This is a genomic window from bacterium (assembly GCA_016789445.1).
Classification (GTDB): domain Bacteria; phylum Patescibacteriota; class Minisyncoccia; order Phycocordibacterales; family UBA2100; genus UBA10103.
The window spans coordinates 58757-84836 of sequence record JAEUQT010000001.1; the positions used below are offsets into that span (position 1 = coordinate 58757).

At 56.3% G+C, this 26080-nt stretch carries 18 protein-coding genes, 3 tRNA genes and 1 other RNA gene; 3 read left to right on the top strand and 19 right to left on the bottom strand.

Translation table 11 applies throughout. From position 1 onward, the window contains the following. Positions 1 to 13: 13 nt before the first annotated feature. The 15 genes from JNK62_00400 to JNK62_00470 form a co-directional block, all read right to left on the bottom strand. Positions 14 to 85 (bottom strand) — tRNA-Arg (locus tag JNK62_00400). Positions 86 to 782: 697 nt separating this feature from the next. After that, positions 783 to 1022, bottom strand: a complete 240-nt coding sequence (locus JNK62_00405) for a glutaredoxin family protein (GenBank protein ID MBL8157986.1) — start codon at positions 1020 to 1022, stop codon at positions 783 to 785. Between the two features lie 62 nt (positions 1023 to 1084). Then, positions 1085 to 1675, bottom strand: a complete 591-nt coding sequence (locus tag JNK62_00410; protein MBL8157987.1) for a hypothetical protein — start codon at positions 1673 to 1675, stop codon at positions 1085 to 1087. A gap of 41 nt (positions 1676 to 1716) precedes the next feature. Then, positions 1717 to 1787, bottom strand: a tRNA-Gly gene (locus tag JNK62_00415). A 101-nt stretch (positions 1788 to 1888) separates the two neighbouring features. Then, entirely contained in the window at positions 1889 to 2257 is a 369-nt protein-coding gene (locus tag JNK62_00420; protein ID MBL8157988.1) for a septum formation initiator family protein, read from the bottom strand. Positions 2258 to 2628: 371 nt separating this feature from the next. After that, entirely contained in the window at positions 2629 to 4416 is a 1788-nt protein-coding gene (lepA, locus tag JNK62_00425) for an elongation factor 4 (protein ID MBL8157989.1), read from the bottom strand. Positions 4417 to 4644: 228 nt separating this feature from the next. Beyond that, on the bottom strand, positions 4645 to 6366 hold the full coding sequence (locus JNK62_00430) for a hypothetical protein (GenBank protein MBL8157990.1): 1722 nt from the start codon (positions 6364 to 6366) through the stop codon (positions 4645 to 4647). Between the two features lie 44 nt (positions 6367 to 6410). Further along, positions 6411 to 8756, bottom strand: a complete 2346-nt coding sequence (locus tag JNK62_00435) for a tetratricopeptide repeat protein (GenBank protein MBL8157991.1) — start codon at positions 8754 to 8756, stop codon at positions 6411 to 6413. Positions 8757 to 8837: 81 nt separating this feature from the next. After that, an RNA gene (gene rnpB, locus JNK62_00440) (RNase P RNA component class A) lies at positions 8838 to 9153 on the bottom strand. A 37-nt stretch (positions 9154 to 9190) separates the two neighbouring features. Further along, positions 9191 to 9478, bottom strand: coding sequence for a hypothetical protein (locus JNK62_00445; protein ID MBL8157992.1), 288 nt, complete (start codon positions 9476 to 9478; stop codon positions 9191 to 9193). A 260-nt stretch (positions 9479 to 9738) separates the two neighbouring features. Continuing rightward, on the bottom strand, positions 9739 to 10728 hold the full coding sequence (locus JNK62_00450) for a ribonucleotide-diphosphate reductase subunit beta (protein ID MBL8157993.1): 990 nt from the start codon (positions 10726 to 10728) through the stop codon (positions 9739 to 9741). A gap of 45 nt (positions 10729 to 10773) precedes the next feature. Next, positions 10774 to 13662 carry a ribonucleoside-diphosphate reductase subunit alpha gene (locus JNK62_00455; GenBank protein ID MBL8157994.1) on the bottom strand — a complete coding sequence of 963 codons (2889 nt, stop codon included), beginning with the start codon at positions 13660 to 13662 and terminating at the stop codon, positions 10774 to 10776. Between the two features lie 317 nt (positions 13663 to 13979). Next, positions 13980 to 14438: a DUF192 domain-containing protein gene (locus tag JNK62_00460; GenBank protein ID MBL8157995.1), complete on the bottom strand. Its 459-nt coding sequence runs from the start codon at positions 14436 to 14438 to the stop codon at positions 13980 to 13982. Further along, entirely contained in the window at positions 14438 to 14848 is a 411-nt protein-coding gene (locus JNK62_00465) for a DUF1761 domain-containing protein (protein ID MBL8157996.1), read from the bottom strand. The genes JNK62_00460 and JNK62_00465 overlap by 1 nt, the downstream gene beginning before the upstream one ends. Before the next feature lie 88 nt (positions 14849 to 14936). Next, positions 14937 to 15021 (bottom strand) — tRNA-Ser (locus JNK62_00470). A gap of 178 nt (positions 15022 to 15199) precedes the next feature. Between JNK62_00470 and JNK62_00475 the strand changes: the two genes are divergently transcribed. Together JNK62_00475 and JNK62_00480 are read left to right on the top strand one after the other, a co-directional pair. Beyond that, positions 15200 to 15421 (top strand): hypothetical protein, encoded by a 222-nt coding sequence (locus JNK62_00475; protein ID MBL8157997.1) that lies wholly within the window; start codon positions 15200 to 15202, stop codon positions 15419 to 15421. Positions 15422 to 15524: 103 nt separating this feature from the next. Continuing rightward, positions 15525 to 15665 (top strand): hypothetical protein, encoded by a 141-nt coding sequence (locus tag JNK62_00480; GenBank protein ID MBL8157998.1) that lies wholly within the window; start codon positions 15525 to 15527, stop codon positions 15663 to 15665. Positions 15666 to 15700: 35 nt separating this feature from the next. Here the strand turns inward: JNK62_00480 and JNK62_00485 are convergent, their stop codons facing one another. Both JNK62_00485 and JNK62_00490 read right to left on the bottom strand, forming a co-directional pair. Continuing rightward, on the bottom strand, positions 15701 to 16225 hold the full coding sequence (locus tag JNK62_00485; protein MBL8157999.1) for a hypothetical protein: 525 nt from the start codon (positions 16223 to 16225) through the stop codon (positions 15701 to 15703). A 3-nt stretch (positions 16226 to 16228) separates the two neighbouring features. Beyond that, complete coding sequence (locus JNK62_00490; GenBank protein ID MBL8158000.1) at positions 16229 to 17122, bottom strand: M48 family metalloprotease; 894 nt, start codon at positions 17120 to 17122, stop codon at positions 16229 to 16231. Between the two features lie 77 nt (positions 17123 to 17199). On the opposite strand from JNK62_00490, the gene JNK62_00495 reads away from it, so the two are divergent. Further along, positions 17200 to 17418 (top strand): hypothetical protein, encoded by a 219-nt coding sequence (locus tag JNK62_00495; protein ID MBL8158001.1) that lies wholly within the window; start codon positions 17200 to 17202, stop codon positions 17416 to 17418. A gap of 35 nt (positions 17419 to 17453) precedes the next feature. Here JNK62_00495 and JNK62_00500 read toward each other — a convergent pair whose 3' ends face one another. Continuing rightward, positions 17454 to 18014, bottom strand: a complete 561-nt coding sequence (locus JNK62_00500) for a LemA family protein (GenBank protein MBL8158002.1) — start codon at positions 18012 to 18014, stop codon at positions 17454 to 17456. 26 nt (positions 18015 to 18040) lie between these two features. Continuing rightward, positions 18041 to 26014, bottom strand: coding sequence for an N-acetylmuramoyl-L-alanine amidase (locus JNK62_00505; GenBank protein ID MBL8158003.1), 7974 nt, complete (start codon positions 26012 to 26014; stop codon positions 18041 to 18043). Positions 26015 to 26080: the final 66 nt, after the last annotated feature.

Below are 26080 nucleotides of genomic sequence, written 5' to 3' on the forward strand. Positions count from 1 at the left end.
AAAATTATGTGTGTGCTCCCGGCCAGAATCGAACTGACATCAAACCATTAGGAACGGTTCGTTCTATCCATTGAACTACGGGAGCTGTGCTCCAGCATCTTATCAGCAATCGTTTTAAAGAGGCAATGAACCAGTTTTAACTGGTACGAGCCTTTCCGTAACGTGATTCGGCACATCCCATATTGGGTATGGCTCTTATTATGTTTATCGTTATGGTTGATACGTATCTGAGATACCGAGACCTCCGCCACAGCGGCCCAATGCTTGCGACAGGATTCCGGATTCATAGGTACACACGTCCGTATCATAAAATCAAGATCGGAATTCTTGACACAAAGAAAGTCCCGAAGCATTGAAAGGAAGACTTTTATCATGCGCTCATCCGTATTCGTGAAAACAAAGCTGCTTTTGGTACCCTCTGCCCAATATAGTGCCGCATAGAGCGCTGGCCATACCGCAGTCGGCTGTATATTTTTCAGTATTAACTGCGCCTCCTCTTCGGCACGTTTCCACTCTCGCATCTTTTCAGCCTTGCTCCCTCCCAAGTACGCCCGAATTTCTTTTCTAATCTCCGGCGCTAGCTCGACTTCTCTCACGTGATGCCAAACGTTCGTCTTTGACATCTGGTACTTTGCAACTAATTGCGATAGCGAATGGCCTTTCGCTCGATCCTGCTTAAGTGAGGCAATAGTTTCAGCAGAATACCTACGCATTATTAAATAATAGAACAATCGCGTACATGGACGCGTATACTGTTTTTATATGTGTGGATATCTGCCAAATTAGAGGCTAAGAAGTCGGCGCAGCTCTTCTTCGTCGTACCCGACGATGACGTTCTCACCGATCGTGATGACCGGCACGCCCATCTGACCGGACTTCTCGATCATCTCTTTGCGCTTCTCGACGTCTGCGGCGACGTTATGCTCGACATACTCGACGTTGTGCTCCTTGAAGAACTCTTTCGTCATACCACAGAAGTGGCACGTCGGCGTTGAATAGATGGCTACTGGTGAATTGGTCATAGAGTCATGCGCTTTACTTTTTAAAGTCGGATTATTATAGCATTTCAGTTATCCCCAGCCATTTATTCGGACTTCCGAACAATTTTAGCGACCCGGTTACCGAGATGCCGCTCTCGCATCCTTTCCCCCGTATTCGCATCAGCATAGGTTCGAGTATCGAACGTCATAAAACCTATTTTAGGGACATGCGAGACAGGAATCGTGAATTCGGTCGCATCTCCGGATAGAAAAGCCAGATATATTGTTCCCTTTGTTTCTTTAATCTCCTTATTGGTCTCGATCTTCCTGCCGGTACCGTCAACGATATATACCTTTTTGCCGTCCTTGCGAGGATTCTGGACATATTCGAGCAACCTCTCGGTATATATCGCCTCGTTGTCACCTAGTCGATCAAATAAATGCTTCGGCGCATGCGCTTTGAACCAGGTGTAGTCAGGTACATATACAAGTGCCGATTGGGCATCATATTCTTTCCCCTCCACTTTCTTGTAGCGCTGAGTAGTCCCGTCCGGTAGGTAGCGATATACGGAACCTTTTACGGTCTCTACCGATGCGATATCATCGAACCCCAAGACCTCGCCCTGTGGTACTTTTTCAGGCTGGCGTTCCTGTTGAGACCTCTCGGCAACGATTCTTCGAGGGAAGCTCTCCATTCCGAAAGTATATCCTGAGACCGAAACCCAATCTATTCGGGTGCGGGATACGAGAATCGAACTCGTATCTACTGCTTGGGAAGCAGTCGTTCTACCACTAAACTAATCCCGCGTTCCTATCGTGCGAATACATCCTGACAACGGCACCCGGCCCTGCTCTCATATCATCCGCCGAAACTAATCCCGTTTCGCGCCAACTATAGCAAAGCGGATTTACCACGAAAACCACCCGCGGAACTTCTGAAAACCTGTCGGTCGCGGCTCCGGCGGGGGTGCCGGCGGCTCGACGATGACCACAACACCCTCATTGTCTTTCGCGAGGTCGTATCGCTCGCGCAACTGTTCCTCCACACCGCGATCAGTGCGTAGTACCGAAATGTCGGACCGGAGCTCGGCTTCGCGCTGCTTGAGATCGCTGAGCTTCGCCTCCGCCTCCACGCGAAGCTTCCGGGATTCCACCTCCTTCTTGTAGACCCCCCAGACACCCCGGACCCCGATCGCGAGCACTACCAAAAGACCGACAGCGGCGAGACGCCGCCACATGAAGCGGGTCGGGTCACGCCGTTGCTCATAGCGATACATAGCCGTATAATCTTATCACCCTATGAGTTTCCTCTTTCACCGAAAGACCAAGAAGGTCTTGAACGCGATCTGGGCAGTCGTCGCAGTACTCATCATCATCAGCATGGTACTGTTCTTCGCTCCAGGCCTCGTCGACCTCATTATCTAGGCTTTCGCCCAAAAATCTCGAATCCGCGTCGTTGCGGATCACGCATAAATCGCTGGTGCGATTTTGCGTGACCCCGCCTCGCAGCCGAGCTGCTCCGGCCTTGCGACGGGGTCCCAACCCCGCCTCACCTCTGCGTTGCGCTCATCGTATGCTCAAATACGCTTCGCGCAACGCTTTCTCCGCGCCTAGCGGATTCGACTTTTTGACCGAAATCCGGCAAGGATTACTCTTCACCACCTTTCACGACTTTCAGGAAAACATCGTGCGGGATGTCCACCTTGCCGCGCGCGAGCATGCGCTTCTTACCCTTCTTCTGCTTCTCGAGAAGCTTCATCTTGCGGGTGATATCTCCCCCGTAGAGGTAGCCGGTGACATCCTTGCGCATCGCACTCTTGCGGCGCGAAGCGACGATATGGCCATCGGATTTCGCTTGGATCTTGAGCTCGAACAACTGCTTCGGGAGCAGCTTCTCGAGCTTCTCGACGAGCGACTCCGCTTCGGTACGCACACGACGCTTCGAGACGATTCGTGCAAAGGCGGGAACCAATTCGTCCGCAACCAGCACATCGAGACGGACGACATCGGCGGTGCGCAGACCCAACAGTTCGTATGAAAGCGACGCAAAACCGGAAGAGACGCTCTTCAGGCGGTCGAAGAATCCGCGCATCAACTCACGAAGCGGCATCTCAGCGGAGAGCTTGATCTTGCCGTCGGCCAAGGTCTCGGTCTCACCCACTACGGCTTCGTGATCGAAAAGGATCTGGGTGATGCCCCCGATATATTCAGACGGCGTGATGAGCGAGATAGCCGCCCATGGCTCACGCACCGATTTGAGCGTTCCATCGTCCGGGAAACGCGCGGGATTATAGATCTCTTCCACGCCGGTGTTCGTGGTGATCTCGTAGACCGTCGTCGGCATCGTGACGACGAGCGGGAGACTGAATTCGCGCTTCAAGCGCTCGACGATGATTTCCAAGTGGAGCATGCCGAGGAATCCGCAGCGGAATCCCTTGCCCATGACGCCGCTTGATTCTTCTTCGTAGGAGAGCGACGAATCCGAAAGTCGCAATCGTTCCAATGCTTGGCGCAACTGCACGAGATCATCTTGGGATTCCGGATACACCGATGCCCAGATGACCGGCGCCGGCTGGCGGTACCCGCCGAGTGATTCCGCCGACATACGTGCGGCGACCAACGTATCGCCGACACTCGCGATACCCGGCTTCTTGATACCGGTGACGATGTATCCGATCTCTCCTTCACTGAGGCTCGCCCGCGGTTCTTCGTCCGGAGAGAGGATGCCGACTTCAAGCGCCGTGAATGTCGCGTTCGCCGCAGCGAGTTTCAAAGAGTCCCCCTTCGCGACGCTTCCGCCGAAAAGGCGGCAATAGATGATGACGCCGCGATGATCGGAGTACGAGAAATCATAGATGAGCGCCTGCATCTTGTCTCCTGTCGCCTGTGGTGGCGGTACACGCTTCACCACGGCATCAAGCAGCTCTTTGACGCCGAGACCCGTCTTTCCTGATGTCGCCAGGATCTCGCTCTCATCGCAATTCAGAAGCAGAGCGATCTCGCTCTTCACATCATCGACGCGCGCATGCGGCGCATCGATCTTGTTCACTACGGGGATGATCACACGATTGAGCTCTCGGGCCGTCGAAAGGACGGAGAGCGTCTGCGCTTCGATGCCCTGCGTCGCATCGACGAGAAGCACGACGCCCTCGACTGCGGAGAGCGCACGCGAGACTTCGTAGGCGAAGTCGACGTGACCCGGCGTATCGATGAGATTGAGTACGTACTCGGAGCCGTCCACCTTCCAGTTCATGCGGACCGGCTGCATCTTGATGGTGATACCGCGCTCGCGCTCAAGATCCATACGATCAAGGACCTGCGCCTTCATCTGGCGCTTCTCGATGGTGCCCGTGAGCTCGAGCATGCGGTCGGCCAGGGTCGATTTCCCGTGGTCGATGTGCGCTATGATCGAAAAGTTTCTGATATGTGAAGACATACATTACGCAGTGTACAGAAGCATGGACTTGAGAGCGCACATTGTTCGAAAGGGGTCGGGAAAACTGTAGTTTTCCCGTGGAGGAAGGCAGGCCGCTGTGCGGCCGTTGGAAACCGTGGGTTTCCAAGGAGCCGTGGTTGCGGCGACGATGGGTGCAATGATCGAAAAGTTGCGGATGTGGCTGGACACGGGCTCAGTGTGCGCTAAAAACCGCTGAAAAACAAGGTTTTAAGCCGTTTGTTCGGCAGAACTGACTGGTTCGACATCGCGCCAGATACGGCGCCGCAGCGCTTGGGCGTTTTCTGCGTATTCCCTGCTGCCGAGGACGAAATAGACCAGCGTCGCCGCCATGCAGCCGATGAGGCCCGCAGCTCCGCCCTTCAGCATCACGGAGAGAAGCGTCGAAGAGAGCGTGATGTCGCCGATGATATGCAAAGTGGCATATGCCGCTGCTCCGGCCGCAAATGCAGCCGCCAGCGATTCCCCGAGTGTCCGTCCGATCTCCGAAAAGAAGGTACCGAAGCGTGCTTGGAAGTAGAGCGCGAGCGCGAGCGCACCGGCGACGGACGCAATCGCATAGGCCAATGGAAGCATCAGGATCTGGGTACCGACGAGATCTTCGACACGCAAGAATACTTCCAGGAAATCATTCGTCCCCCCGTGCTGCACCACACTCAAGAGCTTCACCCCAAGTACGACCGTAAGAACGGCGGAGAACCCTGAGATGACGAACGGCACCAGGGTCTTTCCCGAGGCATAGCAGGCACGGATAAGAAGGAGCGAGAGACCTTGTGCGGCAAGTGAGATCACGAAGAGCGCGAGCGCCGCCGCAGTCAGGCGCGTATCGGTCCAATCGAATGCGCCGGAGCCTAGGATGGCGCGTACGATGTGCGCACGCAGCACGACGACGAGCGCGATCGCGGGGAACGACCAGAAGAGGATCTGGCGGGCCGCGATACTGAGCTGCGCCATGAAGACATCGCTCTTCCCTTTCGAGAACGCATAGGCCAGCGTCGGGAACGCGGCGGTTGCGTAACTGGCACCGATGATCGCGAGCGGAACCCCTTGCAGGTTATAGGCGAAGGTAAATACCGAAATCGAGCCCGCAGAGAGCGTCCCCGCTAATGCCAGGAGCGCGAAGAATGCCATTTGATTCATGGAAAGCGCGAGTGCACGCGGTAGAGAAAGCCTGATCGTCTCAAGAAACGAACGCATCTCGGACAAGACCGGCATATGTCGCAGGTAGCCATCGTACGCGATTGAAGGCAGTTGAATCACGAGGTGCGCTGCCGCACCGATGACGACGCCCCACACCAATCCGGTGAGGCCGTACGCCGGATACAACACCCACGCGCCGAAAATGATACCGAGATTGTAGACCAGAGGAGAGACCGCGTAGAGCGCGTAGCGATGCTTGAATTGTGTCACCGCTGCCGCTACGTTTGAGAACCCTAAAAGAACCGCCTGCAGCAAGAGGATGCGTGTAAGTGTGACCAATTCATCGAGAGAACCGTTCGCCACGAGGACGGGAAACGCTTTCGCGAGAAGCCATGGTGCGGCAAGCGATGCGACCGATCCTACCAAAGCGACCAAGAGACCGAATCCTGCGACCACACTGTCGAGGTAGCGACGCTGTGTCGCGCCGTCACGTCGCGCGAGCTCCGGGATCAGCATGTACGCACTCACCAATGCACCGATACCGATGAAGACCGCGTCCGGTATGCGGAACGCTGCGTAATAGATATCGAGCTGCGTTCCGGCGCCGAAGAGGTGCGCGAGCAGGCGGTCGCGCAGCAAAGCAAGCAGCGATGAGAGCAGCGATGAAAGCGCGAGGATGTACGCGGCTGCTTGGAGGCCGCGCACTTCGGTCGTGAGGAAGGCGAAAGCCTTCCCTGCGCCGGTATAGGTCTTACGGATGGTATCTCGTCCGGAGCGCCAGAGCATCATCATAGAGCGTTACGATGACGCATTCTCCCATACATCACCCTCGACCGCTATTGCTGAGCCTGCTGTATGCCTGCAAACGGATCTTTCTTCGCCTGCACGTTCGCAACAAGCTGCGGAAGCCAGGTCTCATTCGGATTAAGCTGTGCGACACGAGTGAGGATGAGGACCGCATCTTCGGTTCGACCCATCGCATTGTAGGTGAGTCCAAGGATGAAGAGCGCGTTCGCATAATCAGGCGTGAGCGTTGCCGCTTTCTCAAGCGCTTGGGCAGCGTTCTGATATGACTTACCCGAATAGAGGATATAGCCAAGGTTGAACCAGCCCACCGGATCTTCAGGAACCAACTGTACCGCCTGAGCCGCTGCAGTAACCGCTGGATCACCCTGTCCCGCTGCTGCCTCCACCTGTGAGAGCAGGAAGTATGCCGCGGCGAAGTCAGGCTTCAGCGCGATGGCTTCCTGGAGATTCGTGCGCGCCGTCGGGATATCGTTCTGCGCGATCGCGATCTGCGCGATGCGGAGTTTCGGTACCGGATTCGTCGGCTGTGATTCGAACGCCTTCACGTATGCGTCTTTCGCATTCGTGAGCGCCCCTTCGACGTTCGCCCCCGCGAGATTCGAGTATATCTGTGCGAGCGAAAGCCAGTTCTGGTAGTTCGCTCCGTCGATCTCGACGGCGGTCAGACCGTGCTGGATCGTGTTCTGGAGGGTCGACTGAAGCGCCGCCTTCGTCGCCTCATCGGTCTTCCCTCCTTGGACGAGTGCGGCGAGCTGCACGATACCGAGCTCAGCCGCGGCACGATGCGCGCGATCGTTCTTCGGAGAGAGCTTGAGCGCCTTCTCGATGGAAGCACCCGCCGCGGTCGCATCGTTCGAGGTGCTGTAGGTGTACGCACCCTTGTTCACCAGCATGTTCGAGAGCACTTCTTTCCCTGCCACTGCCGCCGACGCAATCGAAGCACCGGAGACGACAACCAGGAGCGCGAGCGCTACGAGTCCACGGAGATTACCAATCGTGACGTGCGCTACACGAGGCGCTGCGTCCCCCGCAGCCGCCACCGCCAGAAGACCGAGCAGCATGAAGGTGATTCCGGTGAGCGCGACACCCGGTGTGTAGATCATGTGGAAAGCCACCAGATAGACGACGGCCACCAAGAGTGCGCCGAAGAGCGTCCTGCCTGCCGTCAGCGGGCGGATCTCGCGGATGAACCGGAAGAGAAGGCCGAGGAGAACGAGCAGTATCGAAGCCCACGCAAGAAGACCGAAGAGGCCGACCGCGAAGATCGATGTCGGGATGACGCCGATACCGTAATTGAAGTCAGAGTTCCAGAACGGCGTGAGATTCACGCTCGTCGGCTTATGCATCCCCCACTCGCGGATGAACGAGTTCGGTCCCGATCCGAAAAGAAGTGAGGATGGTGCGCCGAGCGATTGCTTGGCGACATCGAAGGTTCCCTGCCATGACGGACGTACCTCGATCTCGGTGCGCTGGATACGCGTCGGGAATTTCTCTGCAAGCTGGACACCGAAAAGGCCGAGCAGCGCCATCACGATACCTACCGCGATCCACGGCAAGGTCCTCAGCGCTGCATTCTTCAGACTCACACTCTCTGCCTGGTACGCCGAACGGAAGACGGCAATCGCCGCGACGACCGCAAGTGCGGTCACGCCCCAGAAGACGTCGCTGAAATGGATGACGACGAGCAGGAACGTGGAGAAGATGCCCAGGATGATCGGAAGAGCGCGCCAGAAACCGCTGAAGATACCGGAACGGAAGAGCGCAACCGAGAAGAAGAGCGCAAGACCCATGAGGATGTTCAGATCATGCCAGGAGCCGAGCGGATTCGCTGTCGCACCTTGGAGTGCACCGCCCAACGAGAACATGGCCGGGAAGAAGACGTAGAGCGTCTCAAGAACCGCAAGAACCGAGAGACCCACGAAAAGCGAGCGCACCGCCGTCTTGATCGCCGGACGATTGTCACTGAATACGAAAGCGGTAAGCGCGAAAACCGCGTACCAGACCATCACCGCGACCAGCGTGTCCTGTTCGACACCCTGCCCTACCAATGAGCTGTTCGTCCAACCTGCTGCCACGGTCGATATGACATACGCGAGCGGCAGAAGGAGCGTCACATACAGGAGCATCGAGCGCGGAGGGCGGATGCTTCCTTCAATGAGTCGCGTGACGGCCCATGCGACAAGCGCAAGGATGAGAAAGATCCCGGCGATGAGCACCTTTCCCTGTGAGACTGCGGTCCATGCCGCCGGAATGATGGCGACCGGAAGTACGGCGAATAAAACGATAAGAACCCACCGCGCGAACGTATCGCCGAAACGAGTAGAGTGCGTCACGTGAGAGTGCTCCGCATGTGCGGAAATACTGGACTGAGGCATATGAAAAAAATGATAGCACGCATACTCTGTTGAATTCTGAGACATCCACAGACGCGAAAAAGGACCCTTGCGGGTCCTTTTTCATGTTCTGCACCGTTAAGCCGGATTCTGTCGGGGACAGTCATTTATCTGGGATACATGTCGCCATGCACCTCGAGCGGTTCTCCACCTTGCGGTGACACGACCTTGCACGCGGGTAGGAATTTTGCCGTTTCAATCCTGTATTTCGACAGGCCTCACCCTCAAGAAGACTTGAGGGGCTTCGGGATCTCTCCTTCAGCGTCTCTGCTCGCATCCCTTGGATTACCCAGGCGGGCGTTACCCGTTACCTTTTGAACTGAATCACGCGTGTCCGGACTTTCCTCTGGCTTTCGCCAGCGACTGCCTAGTGCAGGAATATATTATCCCACACTGTATTATTTATGCAACTATCGCTACGCTTCCGGCGAGTCCTCGTCGACTATCTTGGCTTGAATCGGGCTTACCATCGGCTCGTTCGGCAATCTCCCATCGATCACGATATTATTCTTTGTCTCGATTTCTTCTACCTGCTGCGCCAATCCGCGCGAAAGCTTTTTCGTGAGATCAAGCGGCAAGGTAAACGGATGCTTCTTCTCACCTGAAGTGAAGACGATATGCAGGAGGCCATTGATGATGCGGGCATGGAATCCCTCAATGAAGATCTTATCCCCCTCCTTACTGAAGTCGTAGTGCGGTTCCATATCTTTGCATTCTACTCCTCTTTATTTTCCCCACCAGCGAGACAGGGTTGCAGAATATGCTTTGACGGGGTCTTTCGCAGCGCGACGCCGCCGAGTGAGACGGGGGTGGGGCCCCGTCGCAAGGCCGGAGCTAGCCCGCTAGCGAGGCAGGGTCGCGCAAAATCGCAGCAGCGATTTATGCGTGACTTAGGCTAGGCCAGCAGGCCTAGATAGCGACCCGAGAGAACCGCACCCGCTGCGCGATACGCTCTACTCTTCCCCTACTTGTGTTTTGCGTGCGACCCCGAATCCACCTCGTAGTTCGTATTCTGTGCCTCGAAGAAGTTCACGAGCTCGAAGACGTCGGTGGAAGTTGCCATCCACTTCGCCGGATTGGTGACGTTGTAGTGCTTCGTGAGGCCCAGCTCTTCCAAGCGGCGGTCAGCGACGTACTGCACGTACTGGTTCACGTAGTCGGCGTTGAGACCGAGGATGCCGCGCGGGAAGAGATCCTTGTTGTAGTTGGTCTCAAGATTCACGCCTTCCACGATGATACCGGCGATCTCCGCCGCGAAATCCGCGCTCACGAGATCAGCATTCTCTTCCAAGATATTGTGGATGAGGTTGATACCGAATTTCAAGTGGAGCGATTCATCGCGAATGACCCAGTTGATCATCGAGCCAAGATTGCGGAGCTGATTGCGCTGACGGAACGAGAGCGCGACCATGAAGCCTGAGTAGAACCAGATGCCTTCCATCACGATGTTCGTCGCGACGAGGTTGCGGATAAAGTCCTTCTTCCCTTCCGGAGTATCCACGTCGAGCGTGTCCTCCATCATGCGCTTCATGTACTTGTTGATGTACGCCTCCTTGGCGAGCATCGAGGGCGTCTGCGTATGGATCGCAAAGACCTCATCACGATTGAACGGGAAGGTCTGGAGCACATACTCGAACGCGACACAGTGGTTCGCCTCCTCCCACATCTGCTTCGCGAGATAGAGATGGCATTCCGGTGATTTGAGGTACGGATACACGCCGAGCGCGATCGAACGGTTCACGATGAGTTCCGCCGGGTTGAAGAACGCCATGAGGAACTTCACCGCGTGGCGCTCGTCGTCGGTCATCTTCGACCAGTCGTCGAGATCCTCCTTAAGAGCGATCTCATGCGGGAACCAGGTGTTGCGGACCGCTTGCTGATAGAGATCATACGCCCACTGATAGCGTATGGGGTGCAGATTCATGTCGTCCGGAGACGCTTTTCCAACTAACATATGCGCAGTATGTTACCTAATATTTATAACGATTCGTATTGACTCTTACTGGCAGGCATCGCATTGCGCGAGCTCTGCGGGGTCGGTCGGGCACACGAGCGGCTTCTTCTTGATGACCGGAGCGGCCGCTACAGGCGCAGATGCTTGAACCGGAGTTGCTGCTGGTGCAGGAGCTGCAGCGACTACGGGAGCAGGAGCGACGTTCACAACAGGAGCTGGTGCCACATTTACGACCGCTGGTACCGGTATCGGCTGAGCCACCATCGGCGCAGCAGCAGCGACCGTCGCAAAGCCCATGCGTGCAACCGGTGCTTCTGCAGGAGCTGCCGCTACTTCAGGAATGGACTGCTGCATTGCGGGAGTAACGGGAGTAATCGGGAGCGGTGCCTGCGCAGCAACCGGCGAGAATCCTCGCGTTGCCGGCGTCGATTGCGGCATGACCGCCTCGACGATCGGCTGTGCGGACGCGCTCGGCTGCATCGGAACGACTTCCTGCACCGTAACCGGACTCATCTGGATCGGAGATGCGGTCGGCTGTTCAGCGACTGCGCCGGTAGCCACCGCTGCGAAACCGCGCTTACCGATCGCCGCACCCTTGTTCACGTTCGTCGTCGACTGCTCTGCCGTGTGACGAGGCTTCATGTGGAGGTAGTAGGTGGTCTTAAGGCCGCGCTTCCATGCCGTCATGTAGACTTGCTTCATCTCATCCATATCGCGCGATTCGAGGTACATATTGCGAGAGAGCGCCTGGTCGACCCACTTCTGCGCACGTGCCGCGACTTCGATGTATGCGTACGGCGAAGTCGTGAACGACGTCTTGTAGATCTGCTTCAGGTACGACGGGATCTCATTGATCGCTGAAATATCTCCCTGCAGTTCCACGATCTTGTCCTTCACCTCATCCCAGATACCGAGATTCTTGAGGTCTTTGACGAGGTTGTGGTTGATATCCATGTACTTGCCGGAGATCTTGTTGCGCGAGAAGACCTGTGCGAAGCGCGGATCGATGCCCGGCGTGGTACCGGCAACGAGGCCGATGTTCGCATTCGGGGCAACCGCCATGAGCGTTGCATTACGCATGCCGCCCTTCACCTTTTCACGAAGAAGGTCCCAGTTGAGCTGCTTGTTCTTGCTCTCACGCTTCATGCCGGTCGACATGCCGCGATCCTCTTCAAGCACTTGGATACTGTCGAGCGGGACCATTCCCTTCGACCATCGCGAGCCGGCGAAATTTTTGTAGGTACCACGTGTGCGAGCAAGGTTTGCGCTTTCATCGATCGCCATGTAGCTCACGAATTCGAAGACGCGATCAGCGAAATCCGCTGCGTGCGCACTCTCATACGGCATACCGAGCTGCTCGAGCGCATCAGAGAAGCCCATGATGCCTAAGCCCACCGCGCGATTGTCCTTGTCGGAGCGTGCTGCCTCTTCGATCGGGAGCACGTTGATGTCGATGAGGTTGTCGAGCTGGCGAATTGCGAGGCGGACGGACTCCTCAAGCTTGTGCCAGTTGAGCTGACGGCCTTCGATATGTCCGGCGAGGTTGAGCGATGCGAGGTTACAGACGGCGATGTTGTTCTTATCCTGCGGGAGGCAGATCTCCGTGCAGAGGTTCGACATGTGGATCGTGCCGGTGTTGTTGTTGAGGGCGCGGAGGTTAACCGAATCCTTCCACGTCAGCCACGGGTGCGAGGTCGACATGAGGGAGACAAGGATCTGGTGCCACTGCTCGGAAGCAGGGACCTTCTTGAAGGCGCGCAACTGCCCCGCCTTTGCCATCTCGACGTATTCAGCATAGCGCTTTGCGAATGCCTGGCCGTAGAGCTCATTGAGATCAGGTGTCTCCTTCGGATCAAACATGTACCAGTCCTCGTTCGCCTCGACGCGTCGCATGAACTCGTCGGAGATCCAGACGGCCGTGTTCGCGGTACGCATGCGAAGGTAGTCATCACCGGCGTTGTGCTTCCAGTCGATATATTCCGGGAAGTCCATGTGCCAGTTCTCCATGTAGAAGCAGAGCGCCCCCATCTTCTTGCCGCCACGCTGGATGGCGCGGATAGCGGTGTCCATGATCTTCGCGAACGGCGTCGGGCCGGAAGAGACAGTGTTCGACGATGCGAGCGGCGAGCCGGTGGCGCGGAGCTTCGTTACCGAAACGCCGATACCGCCGGATGCCTTCGAGATCTTCATGACATCGGCTACCGACTTCGCGATGTGATCGATATCGTCGTGCATCTCGAGAAGGAAGCAGTTCGAAAGCGCCGGGCGCGAGGTTCCTGCCTGGAGGTTGGTCGAGCCGCCGGCGATATAGAGGTGCTGCGACATGCGCTCATAGAACTTGAGCGCCATTTCGTTCGGATTCTCTTCGTTATAGGCAAGACCCATCGCCACACGCATGAAGAAGTATTGCGGAGCTTCGATCGGCTTTTGGTTGCGATCCTTCAAGGCGTAACGGTTCATGAGCGACGAAAGACCGGCATAGGTGAAGATCTCATCGCGTTCGAGGCGGAGGGCCTGGGAAAGGAGGTTGAGGTCGTATTTCTCAGCCATTCGGGTGTCCAAGAGGCCGTTCTGGATGCCTGTATGGACGTATTCAGGGAAATGCGCACGATACTTCGCTTCAAGCTCACCTGCATCGTCGTGGTACTCACCCACCACGCGGCGATATACCGTCTTCAGAAGGAGGCGTACTGCCACCTTGTCGTACTCGATGTCCTCCTTGATGTTCTGCACCGCCGCACTGATGGTCGCCTGATCCATCTCTTCGGTAGTGATGCCATCGTAGAGCGTGAGCTGTGTCTCAGTAGCGATCTGGGTCACCATCGAAATAGGATCGGTAAGACCCACGCAGGCGCGCTCGATCGAGCGGTTGATCTTATCAGCATTAAAAGGCTGCTTTGTTCCGTCACGTTTAGTGATTGTAAGTTGGACCATACGACATTCGTCTTGAAGCTTGGTAGCGAGATGGCTAATAAAGGCTGCACCTGTATCAGCTCCTCGGCTCGGAAATGCATCGTAGATGCGTTTCTCTCGCCTTACGTCGCTGATAACTTTCCCTGAATTACTAACGACTTCCCTTCCCGGCGGCGTAATTCCGGGGGCAGAAAATTCCACCTGTCGCCTCTAGGACGACAAGTTTTCTTTACCCTGGCGTACGCACGCTCAGTTGTCTCAGAATACTGCGCAGCGAATTGCCCTCTTTCTATTTTGAGCTGTGGATAAACCCGCACTGAAGCATTCCTGCAGGTTTTCTATTCGGGAAGATTTGCACGAGTCCCGATTTGTATGTCGTGCTGATCCGCGAATCCGGCACGTACCTCTAGTACATACCGAGCCGGTGAATGAGGAGTGAAGCTTTGAGGATAGGTATCAGGCGAGAGGTTTTTCTCGATATGGACCACGCTCCCTGTCGCATCAAGCCAGAAGATATCGATGGAATAGAGCATGTCCTTCATCCAGAAGGGATACACTCCATCCTCGTCGAAGATGAACAGCATCCCCTCGTCGTCTGCCAACGGAGCACTCCCGCTCAAGCCCTGAGCACGGAGCGCATCAGTATCAGCCACCGCCACGCGCAGCGGTTTGTCGGCGAGAAGCAGGGTTTCCGTCGGCACTATCGAATGAGGTGCCGAAACTTCAGTTTTATGAAAGAAAGCGTATCCCACGATACTGATGCCAAGAAGCCCGAGAACGATGGGAAGCGCGCGCATTACGCCAAGAATACCAGGATGACCGCCATTACGATGAAGTTGACGAGCCAATACCCTCCGACGATCGCAAGGTGCTTAAGCGGCTTCATCTCCCAGAGGACCGCACCGAGAAGCGGCGGCAGTGCGAAACCGAGCCATACCCAGATACCCAACTCGATCGCCCCCACCCAGTCATAGACACCCCACGCGATACCGAAGTAATTAAGGACGTACGCAGCCAGAAGTGCGCTCACAAATGCAAAGAAGACCGAAACCGGCATGCGCTTACGGGCTTTCGCCTGCTGCTCGGGTGTCAGATTGACACTACGCATATATGCGGCACCGAAGACCTTGGTATGGAACCAGGCAAAACCGACGATCACCGCTGCTACCGCAGCGGCAAGGAGAGGAATGAGCGTTACTTCGAACATAGCGAAAAATAATGATGAGGCTGATACGTACCCTCATCATATGCCGATATCCGCCCACAGCCACTGGCTGCTGTTGAAAAACTCAGTGCGGAGGGTGAGAGATTCGAACTCTCGGTGGGTTTCCCCACGCTCGCTTTCCAAGCGAGTGCACTAGACCACTATGCGAACCCTCCTCAGACCTGACAATGCCCAAAGATAGCCGAAATCGGTCCTCACGACAACAAAGCGGTCTTCCCCACCCCTAAGGGTTACCCTCCTAGACAAGCCTATAGGGTGCTACTATAGCGGGAGGGGCTTACCATTTAAAATAAGATTCATATGGCAAAAAGCAATTCTGCATTCATGAAGCCGATGAGCGTGAGCGATGAGCTCGCAGAAGTCGTCGGCAAAGGACCGATGCCTCGTTCAGAGGTGGTCAAGAAGCTGTGGGTTTACATCAAGAAGCACGATCTTCAGGATGCAAAGAACAAGCGCAATATCAATGCTGACGCGACCCTCAAGAAGGTCTTCGGCGGCAAGGGTACGGTGAGCATGTTCGAGATGACCAAGCTCGTCTCCAAGCATCTTTCATAAAGCCCCTCAAAAAGGCGCATGACGAGAAACGACGCGGAAGCGTCGTTTTTTCGTTGATTTCTGTAGGATTCGAGGTATAGTTTTGGCGGAAAGGAGATTCTTGATGGAACGCACAAAGATAGTGGGGCTCTTCGGAGTACTGACGGCTGGCTTCGCCTATGTGGCAACCGTCGTCGTGACACTCAATCACTTTGTCCCGCCGCCTGAAAAAGCGGCTGCAATCACCGCATCTGTAGCTCCATGACCTTTTAAGCCGCGCAGCTAGACTGCGCGGCTTTTCTAGTGCTCCTCTTTTGAAACTGATTCCGTGGCGTGCCAATGATCCTTACGGCGGCGCCACCGGCGGCGCACCGCCTCACGACGCAAGACAAAGCGCTCCTTCTCCTTCTCGAACTCGGCTTTAAGCGTCTTCTCAAGGGTTGCGGCCTTATGCGATGCGAGCCAACCGAAGAAACTCAGGACACTATCAAGGATGAGGACTACGATGAACGCACCGATCGCCCACCCTCGTGGGATACCCGGCAGGAGGAGGAATGTGGGTGTAAAACTGGCCATACCCACCACCACATCAAGCACACGGTTCCATCGTGTCTCTTCGATTTCGGCAATGACCTCGAACATCTCGTAGGCGACCAAGAGGAGGAACGCGATCACGAACGCCGCACTGCCGGTGTAATCCAAGAAAAAAAGGGCGAAAGCGACCGCCATGCCTGAGAGGAAATGCGGGACGCTCCAGAGATCAAGATACTCTCCCTCACGCCAGATATCCGTACGGACCAACCTGCCTTCCCTATCAAGGCGCATATCTTAGACGCTGATCTCTCCAAGCGCGCGGATGCGTTCTTCGACCGGCGGATGGGTCGAGAAGAGCTTCGCGACGAATTTGCCGGCGTCGTGCGCACCGAACGGGTTCGAGATGAAAAGGTGCGCCGTAGCATGGCTTGCGCGCTCCATGGGTGCCTCGTATGAGGAGATCTTCGCGAGAGCTGACGCAAGCGCATCCGGATAGCGGGTAAGGAGCGCGCCGGAAGTGTCCGCCAGGAATTCACGGCGGCGTGAGATCGCCAGCTGGATGAGCTGTGCGGCGATGGGAGCAAGGATGATACCGATGATACCGAGCACCATCACGATCGCATTCCCTTTACTGTCTCGATCGCCTCCGCCCCAGAAACTCATGCGCAGGAAGATATCCGCGATCATAGCTACGAAACCGGCGAGAACGACCGCGACGGTCATGACGAGAATATCGCGATTACCGATGTGCGAGAGTTCGTGCGCGATGACGCCCTCAAGCTCGCTGCGATCAAGTCGCTCCAGGAGGCCCGTGGTTACCGCGACAACGGCATTCTTCGGATTACGCCCCGCCGCAAATGCATTCGGCGCCGGATCATGGATGACATAGAGGCGTGGCTTCGGGAGTCCTGCCGTTATCGAGAGGTTCTCAAGTATGCGATGCAATTCGCGGAATTCCTTTTCATCCGCTTCCTGCGCGCCCGCGGAACTGATCGCCACCTTATCGGAGAACCAGTATGCGAAGATATTCATGAAGAGCGAGAACGCCACCGCTACATAGAGAAGCCCCGGTTCCTGCATATACCACGCGATGAAATACCCGATCGCGATCACGAAAACGAGGAAGCCCGTCATGAGGAGCCATGTCCGACGGATATTCCTGCCCTGCTGGGTGTAAAGGGATGCCATAGAAGCAAGTATCAAGCATCATGACGGAACTATCAAGAACGTGCTATTTTGACATTAGACGGAGAAAGGAGGCATACATGCCTTTGAGATATGTTCTACAGGGCGCCGTGATGTTCGGGGATATCCTCATCTTCGCTGCCGCAGCGATACTGCTCTGGGCGGCGCCGGATGAGCCACTCATCTGGCTCATGCTCTTCTTGGGTTTCCGCTCCTGGAAAAAGGTGGGCGGCTTCGAGGCATGGAGAAAGAAGGATCGTGCGCAATTCATGCGCAATGCGAAGTCGCTGGGAATCTAGACTGAAAGACCGCCTCTCGGCGGTCTTTCTTTTCGTTAGAACGAAACCTTCACCGGCTGACGAGCAGCCTCTTCTCCTTCAGCAAGAGCGAAGAATTCACGCGTCTTGAACCCGAATGCGTTGCCGATGATATTACCCGGGAACTGTTCGAGCGCGTTCTGGAGATCCTGGACGACCGAGTTGTAGAAGCGGCGTGCTGCTTGGATCTTGTTCTCGGTGTCGGAGAGTTCGCGCTGCAATTCCAGGAAGTTGGTGTTCGCCTTCAAGTCCGGATAGCTCTCCGCTACTGCAAAAAGAGATTTGAGTGCGTCGGTGAGCATATTCTCTGCCTGCGCATGCTGCGCGACGGTCTGCGCACCCATAGCTGCAGTGCGAGCTTCGGTCACCTTCTGGAGCGTGCCCGCCTCATGCTGCATGTAGCCCTTCACGGCTTCAACGAGGTTCGGGATGAGGTCGTAGCGACGCTTCATCTGCACGTCGATATCCGACCATGCTTCCTCCGCGCGATTGGTGAGCGCGACGAAGCGGTTGTACATGATGATAAGGAGGACGGCGATCGCCGCCACAACGCCCAGCACGATATAGAGAGTTGTCATAGGGTCAGTATAGCATTTTCTTCATCTCAGCGGATACCTCCCGGCGGGACACTGCAGCCACGAGGATTCGGCTCTGCTTCACACAGACACTTGATGAAGCTGTCCATCGCCTGCTCCGGATCACAGGTGCGGACATCCTGCGGTGTCGGATTATTGCTTGAGCCATCATTCGATCCTTGCTGGGCGGACGAATTCTGCGAAGTAGGTCGCACCGGATTGCTTTGTGATGCCTGACTCGCCGCAATCTGCTCGTCGGTGAAGATGCGTGGAGGATCGGTGTCATCGCCGCGGACGCGGATCAGTGTCTCGTTCAGGAGCTTATCCTGCGCACCCTTCACGTTGCACACCAATCCGAAACGCGTCGATTCAGAAAGCGCACCGGAGTTGATCGAACCATTCTGTCCACCGCGCGCGAATACGGCGAAGTCCGACGTCACGATCGCACAGGTCGAGCTGCTGACATCCGTACCCACGGTAGACCACGAGAGTGTTGTCGTGTCGCCATCATCGATAACCTGAGGGTTCCCGACGATCGCACCGACCGGTGGTTCTGATGCGGGTTGCGATGGCTGTTGTGGTCGGGATTGATCACCCTCTTCTTCATCGCCACCCGTAAACCACTGCATGAGCCCTTGGAACAATCCTGACAACATATTCATGCCGCCACCGAAGAATCCTCCGTCGCCTCCGCTTGAACCTGCAGGTCCATAGCCGCCATATGCGATCGGACCTCCAGAACCGAGATCGCGACCGACTGAAGGGTCGGGACGCGGAGTATCAGTGCGTGGGTCAGGAGCAGGCTGACGCGGAGCGTCGGATGATGTCGTATCGCTAGAATCATCAGGTGTCGGTGCCGGCACCGGTGTCCCGCCTCCAGGCGGTATCTGGAATATCACACTAGTATCATCTTTGACTGGAATCCCATTGAAGTTGGTCGCGTCCTTCTGTGTCTCTTGCGGCGCCCCGTCTACCGTCACCTGCTGGTACGTCATCACGACACCGGTGAATCCGAGCGCACCGCAAATGAACTGCCGCACGCGTCCGCCGAGACAGAGTGCGTTCGCGATGCGGGTTGCGCGCGACGGCTCAGCATCATCTGCCGCTGCTGCGCCCGACCCGCCCGTAGTACCACCTGCTCCACCCGAGCCTCCGTCGCTCGCCGCTTGTGCAGCACCGCCATATCGCGCCTCCCATTGCCCGAGTCGGCCGATCATGTCGTCAGCCGGTACTTCGGTATTCGCGCGAGCGATAGTGAGCGCGCGTGATTCCGCCGCCGCCCGTTCGCGCACCTTGTCCAAGCCGCTCGCCGCGAGTGCACGAGCTTCCGCATCACCTTCCGGCGTATTCTTCGCTAACGCTTCTTCCGCACGCACGAGGTCTTGGATCGATTCATCGCCACGCGTAAGAGCGGTGGACATCTCTTTGTTCATGCTCGCAAGCTCAGTATCACGGACCGAAGGAATCCCGGATTGCGGCTCAGGCGTAACAGCGGCAAGGTCAGCAGCGTTACGCGCCACTATCTGCTGACGCACCTGAAGCGCCTCCCTGAGTGTCGCGAGCTCCTGCATACGCTCTAATCGACTACCCTCGGAACGCGACCACGCATCGAGCCGTTGCGCGAATGAATCGTTCAAAGGAGCGGTAACTTCGGCAGGACGACCGGATCCGGTGAGTCGTGACCATCCGACCTGCGTATTGAAACGTGCACGGGCAAACGCATCGGAAAGCGCATTGCGTGTACGAGAAATCAATCCTTCGTCCGCTATCGCAGGTGTTATTGGTCCGCCACCGGTCGTTAACGTCGGGGAGATCTCGCCGTCAGGACGAGCGCCGGTATTCTCCGGGAACGGGAGTTCAGGGTCCTGTCGCGGGAGCGGAGGCGGATTGAGTGCAGGATCTATCTCTTCCTCGCGGGCAATCGTCGGTGTGCGCCCCGAAGGAACACCGGGCTCCTGTCCCGGAAGATCCGCAGGACCTTGAGGCGTATTCGGAGTATCGGAAACGCGCGTAATCGACACTTCAAATGGACCTTTCGGTGCAGCGAGCGCGTCTGCCGAAGTCCACGTTCCCGGTGTTGCGGACGGGACATATGCGACCGGTCCTTCCTGATTCACGATCTGCGCTGCGCGCGCTTCTGCGATCCTTGCCTCCTCGACGAGACGAAGCTGCTCGGCTTCAGCAAGGCGCTTCGCCTCTGCACGAGCCGCATCTGCTGCGGCAATCGTCTTCTCCGCTCCACTTCGAGCCGCGGTTTCCAGTGCCTGCCGTTCAGCAAGTGAATCACTCAATCTCGCGGGGGTAGTCTTGATTGCTTGCAACCCTTCCGCGGCCCCATCTACACCGAATGTCGCTCCGAGAGATACCTTGCCGTGACTATTCGGGACAAGCCTCATCAGCTGCGGGCGCTGCGTCTCAAGCAACTGCGAAGTGCTTTTGACTGGTTCGAACAATTCACGAACTCGAGCGGCAGTAGCCGCATCAAGTGCGCCTAGGGCTTCCGCATCGGCGATCGCGCGCTCGAACCGATTGACCTGAGCGACTGACTTCTGAATAGCACTGCTGAGCGATTGCGGATCAAGTACTTTTCCTTGATTGAAATACGCACTCATCAAGCGATTTACGTTATCAGCGAGTTTCTTCGAGGTATCGAGCTCAGCAAGGAACACTTTTGCTGCGACCGCCTTCGCCTCAGCCGCCTCAACACCGGTAAGCGCCCCCTTCACTTCTGCAGAAGCTACCGCGGTCGCATCAGCACCGCTAATATCTTCCACACGAACGGTCTTCGATGCGATCTGAACGGGACGCTCCGCAACTTGCACGATTTCATTACCTAATCGATTCGACGGATTGAGCGCGATCGAGGTCGGAGTCGTCGGGCGAATCATTTCCCCTTCTGTCAAAGGTACCCGCGTTATTGCAATCGGACGCGATTCCGCAAGCACCGTCGGTGCAACTGGCTCAAGCGACTGCCCTGTTGGTGATGGCAAGATTTCAGTATTTTCCGGTGTACGCACCGGTACGCCCGGTTCGTTTGATGCGACCACCTGACCCGAGGAAGGCGTGTTCGCACTGCCTCGAGGGTTTTCCGGAACTGCCGGACCGACTAATGCAGTGCGGATATACGAACCCGCGTCAGCGATTCTGTTAGCGACCCATGACGGCGCATTACCGATGGCAATCGGTACTTCTATGAGATCGAGCGGGGAGAATCCGCGCGGCTCAGCGGCACTGCCTGGAGTTCGAGCGGGCTCATTCACGGCGACTGGCGTAGGCTCAGTCGGTCGCACGACGGGCGCCGGTTCGCTCACCAGAACAGGAGAAGGACGCACATTAAGCGGTGATGTGGCTTCAAGCGCAGACGGAGTGGTAAAATTTCTCACCAATTCCCCTCCCGACTGCGGCGCAGCACTAAAGGGCGACACACGATTGAATGCAACATCCGCGATTGCAGCTGCCGGAGCGTCCGGTACCGCGACATTTTCTGCAACCAATACCCCGCCGCCCATATCGCGAAGCGCAGTGCGGACGGTTGAATCTAACGGACCACCTGCTGGCAGGTTCGCTACAGCGGTATTTACAAGTGCGCGATCGGAAACAGAGGTAAAGTCGGCAGCAGAATCAATTCCCGGACGATATCCGAGCATACGCACCACATTCGCTGCTGCAGCACCTTCAACATATCGGTCTGCCACACGCGCACTGCTTTCAGCTTTATGCTGCACCCATGAATGGGCATACACTTTATCTGAAGGAATGTTGTATCGCTCCTGCAAGAAACGCCCGAGTTTAGCGGCCGTATCGAGCTGTTCAGCAGTAAGCGGATTTTGGAGGCGTCCCGGCGGATTACCCGCAAATTCAATGCCTATCGTATTCTCGCTGGTGATTACTCCGCGCGTTTGAGAGTTATCGATATATTTATTATCTCCACGCAAACTGCTTCCACTTCGAATATGCTTCGGATTGGCACTCTCAGGAGCTGCCCAATAGAAGGTGCCGTCACGTTCCACCCAGATAGTTGTACCGACTTTATTCGGCCTCGACATCTGCGCTCGTGCATGCCCGACAGCATACGAGCCTTCTGTCTGGTGCATTATGATCGCAACACGTTTTGGCAACGTCTCCGGAGCTTGGAGCGGAACCATGAAATGCCCTTTCCCCTCCAATCCCGGAATTTCCGGGCGACCAGTCGCCTTCGCCACCTCACCGATAGTGCGCTGTGGCTGAAGCTCGCCGTTCAGGACCGCAAGCTGCCGCCCGATTTCAGCATCTGCACGCGCCGCCTCAGCAGCACTGACTCCACCCTGACCATCGCGACGCCCTGCCAATTCACGCGCCACGTTGTCACGCAGCTTCTTATATGCACTCGTCCCCACTGCCGATGGCTGCTCCTTCAAGACTTGTGCCGCAAGTTTCGTGCGAGGAATATATGGATTCTGCTTGATGACCTGATTCACGATGTCTTTTACACCCTGCTCCGTCGGCGTGAAGATTCGGCCGAAGAAATCATCGACCTCATTAAGCGGATTGATCGCTTCTAGCTGCGGAGTTCCGACCGGTGCACGCGGAGGAATATTAGCAGTGAGAGATCGAGATGCCAGCTCATCGGGAGTAACGACCACGTTCTGCACGGGAGGAACAGTGGCGGTTTGAGCTGAGACGGTATTGGGAGGGGGCGCAGTCTCAACTCGTGCAACGAGAGTAGCACTGCCATCTACGGGTCCAGGTGTATAACCAGTACCCTCGAGCACGGTTACTTTCACATCATTCAACACGCCACTGTTATTCCCATATTTGTTATTACTTAAATAGCGCATTGACGCCTCGTTGAGATCAATGATTCTTCCCGGAACGAGAGGACCATTATCATTGATCTTTACGATGAGCTTCTTATCTCCTTGTTCAACCAATGCGAATCCATTGCGAGGATAGTTCCCGTGCCCCATCTGATATTTCGCCGCCAAATCCGTCTGAAGCGCCGCTTCGTATGCTTTAGGGTTGTACCGTGCGCCGGTAGCCAGCTTCGTCCCGCCGGTGCGCCAGCCCGGCTTCGCTGGGTTATATGTCGATGCAGCACCTGATTCAACTCCCTTAATGCCGTCAATTTCGACGGTCACGGGAAGAGTGGCTTGCGAGGCAGGAGCTCCTTGCGCAGGAGTAACCGAACTGACTATGGGCACATCAATACCCGCAACCGGAATCGGTGGCAATGGATTCGTCAGCATACCGACACTCAACGCGACAGGAGCTGCAACACGACGAACGCTTTGCACTGCACCCTGCACTGCATCTCCGACATTACTTAACGCTTGCGAGAATCGCGTCGGCAAAGAGGTGAATGCAGCGGCCGGCGTACTCAATCCAGACGCAGGCAATCCAGCAGCAACTGGCGGTATTTCCGCCGCCGCTCGCGGCTTCGTCGAGAATGGTGACTGCGATGCCGGGCGTGAAGAAACGCTGATAGCTCTATTATTCGGCAGCGGTGCAGACGAACCCGCATCCGGCACGACAACGGGCCGAGGTGCAGGAGTGAATCCTGCCTCAGGGACGATGCCCCGCGCCCGCATCTCGCTCTCCAGTGCATTCATCACATTCCTACCATTACCCGATGTGACGAAGTCTGTCTTACCCATCGAATTATGCAGACGGTTATATACAGCTCTCTCGAATGCTTCTGGCGCGACCGTACCTGATGCAACCTCCGCCTGAACAGCCTCGCGCGCGCTGCGCGTATATGCATTCGCAAATCGCGATTCAGCCCCAGAAAGATCGTCTGCAAACGCTGGATTGAAATCCAAATCCGCAGCGCGAGCAGCTGCAGCTGCTCCGCCTGCGCCTGTATTACTTCCACTTCCGAAGAGGGTTCTTCCGGCAGCAGACACACCATCAAATGCACTACCGAGGGGGTTGCCCACGGATCCGATGCCTGCGACTTTTACTGCTCCTATACCCATCTGTTGAGCGGCCGCAATGCCTGTAGTCTTCCCAAGCACCCCTGCTACTGGCAACGCCCCAGCAAAGCCTCCCGCAAGGGTCCAGTTGTTCGCCTGATCAACCGATTGCGTAACGACCTGCGCTGTCGCATTCGCGATCACGCCCTCGCGCCACGCGGCGGGGTCGCTAATGAAAAGTCCAAGGTCGCGCAAACCTGCTTCCCCTCCGAAAATAGGCTTGTATAACAACGTTCCGAACCCGAACATCTCATTTACCTGAGCGCGCGCTTGCACGGCATCGTACATCTGCTTCTCAAAGGCCGGATCACTGCCATCAAGCATCCTCTCCAGATTCGAATTCACCGTCTTCAATTGATCCGATGTCTCGCGCAACAAGGAGTTCACGTCGCCTTCCGGGATATCGCGCACTCCCATCGCCTCAAGCGCAGCAAGCTGATCAACTCGAGCGCGCAATTGATCACGGACGTCAATGGCATTTCCCGCTATTTCCTTCAGATTTGCGGAGGTGCTTTGTAGCGCAAGAGCTTTATCATTCGCCCGCTGCGACGCAGCCGATACACGTGCGCCCTCAGGAGTAGTTTCAAGCAGTTCTTGCACGGCTGCATCACTGAATTCCGGAAGCGCGGCCATCTGACCATTCGCTGCTAATCCTGACGCATTCGAACTAAGGATTCCCAGAGCTTCTGCACGAGATGCTTCCTGAAGTCCTGAATTAAGCTGAGCTAGTGTCTGTGCTCGATCGGAATAATTAATGAAGCGATCCATCGTTCGTGCAAACATGCCACGATCATCGGGCGCGGACTGTACGATACCGATAGCTTCCTTGTATTGGTCCGAAGAAGGGGTCCAACCCTGCTCCTTGCTGCCAAGTATTTCGTTCACATAACCGCTCCGTACTTCCTCAGCGACCTGTGGGCTATCAAGCATCTGTGCGAGTTCCGTCACATTCTGCGGCAATCCGGCGATCGGAGTATCGGCACCCCGTGCAACATCAATGACAGGAAGCTCGTTTCCTGTAGGCGCATCGGGTAGCCCCGCTCCAGGCAGAGCCTCTTCAGTCGGCGTGAGTACCGCCATCGCCTTTTCCCACTGAGCAGCTGCAAAATCCCTCACTCCCTGCCATGCATTGGATGCAGTTTCTTGGGCAGCCACAAGCGCATTGCCGATCGCCGATCCTGCTGATGACTGTACGCCAGGCAGATTCTCCGCCATCGACGCCCATGGATTCGAGAATGTACCTCCTGTTGACGGCGTATCTGATACGAACGACCCCGGACCACCCGAAGGAGATGGTGCGAAATTCCATCCCTGCGGTGGCGCGATTGAAGTCGGATTCTGCAGATACTGCTGCATCCGACCGAAAACCGTATCGACCGGATTCACTTTTGTGCCGGTGATATCGCTCACTGCATTCAATGAGTCGGCCTGTTGTCGCGCAAGCGACTCGAGAGCACCTTGGCTTGCAGGAGCCGTGAGCGGCCTACCGCCCAGAGAATCTATTGCCTGATTGAGATCATCGAATCCAGAGGAGCCAGGATCGCGTATCGGCGTCGGATCCGGCGGAAGCTCACCGAATGCCTTCTGCAATCCCTCATAATATTCCTGCGCAGATGTCTGCGGGATGTCGCTTCCTGTCTGTCCGGGTTGCTGAGTGCCCCCGATATTCGTCTCACCGTTCTGCATCGCCTCTTTGGCTTCGTAGAGCAAGCTCTGACATGTCGGACCAGCGACAGTACAGGACGGCATCTGCTTGCCTCCTTGTATGCCCGCCTTCCAGCAGGTCTTAGTACTCATGTAACCGGTTATGTTCACCTTATCGCACTCATTCTTGTTGCCCGTCTGATTCGATTGCGTTGAAGCGCTACCGGTGGAAGGAGTAATCGTCTCTTCGAGCTGCGGGCATTTGCCGCACGCCTCCGTCACCGCCCCTCCGACGCTGCAATTGACCTTCGGCTGATCCGCCGGACAGGTGAGCGCAAAGATCGCAGCGGGCGATGCAATGAGGATCGAGATTAACGACAGAAGAGACGCGGTCCGCGCGTAAGTCATTACATCCTATTATATTGAGCATTCCCGCCCACTATCCGAGATTTCCCCATTTCACGAACGCTCAAA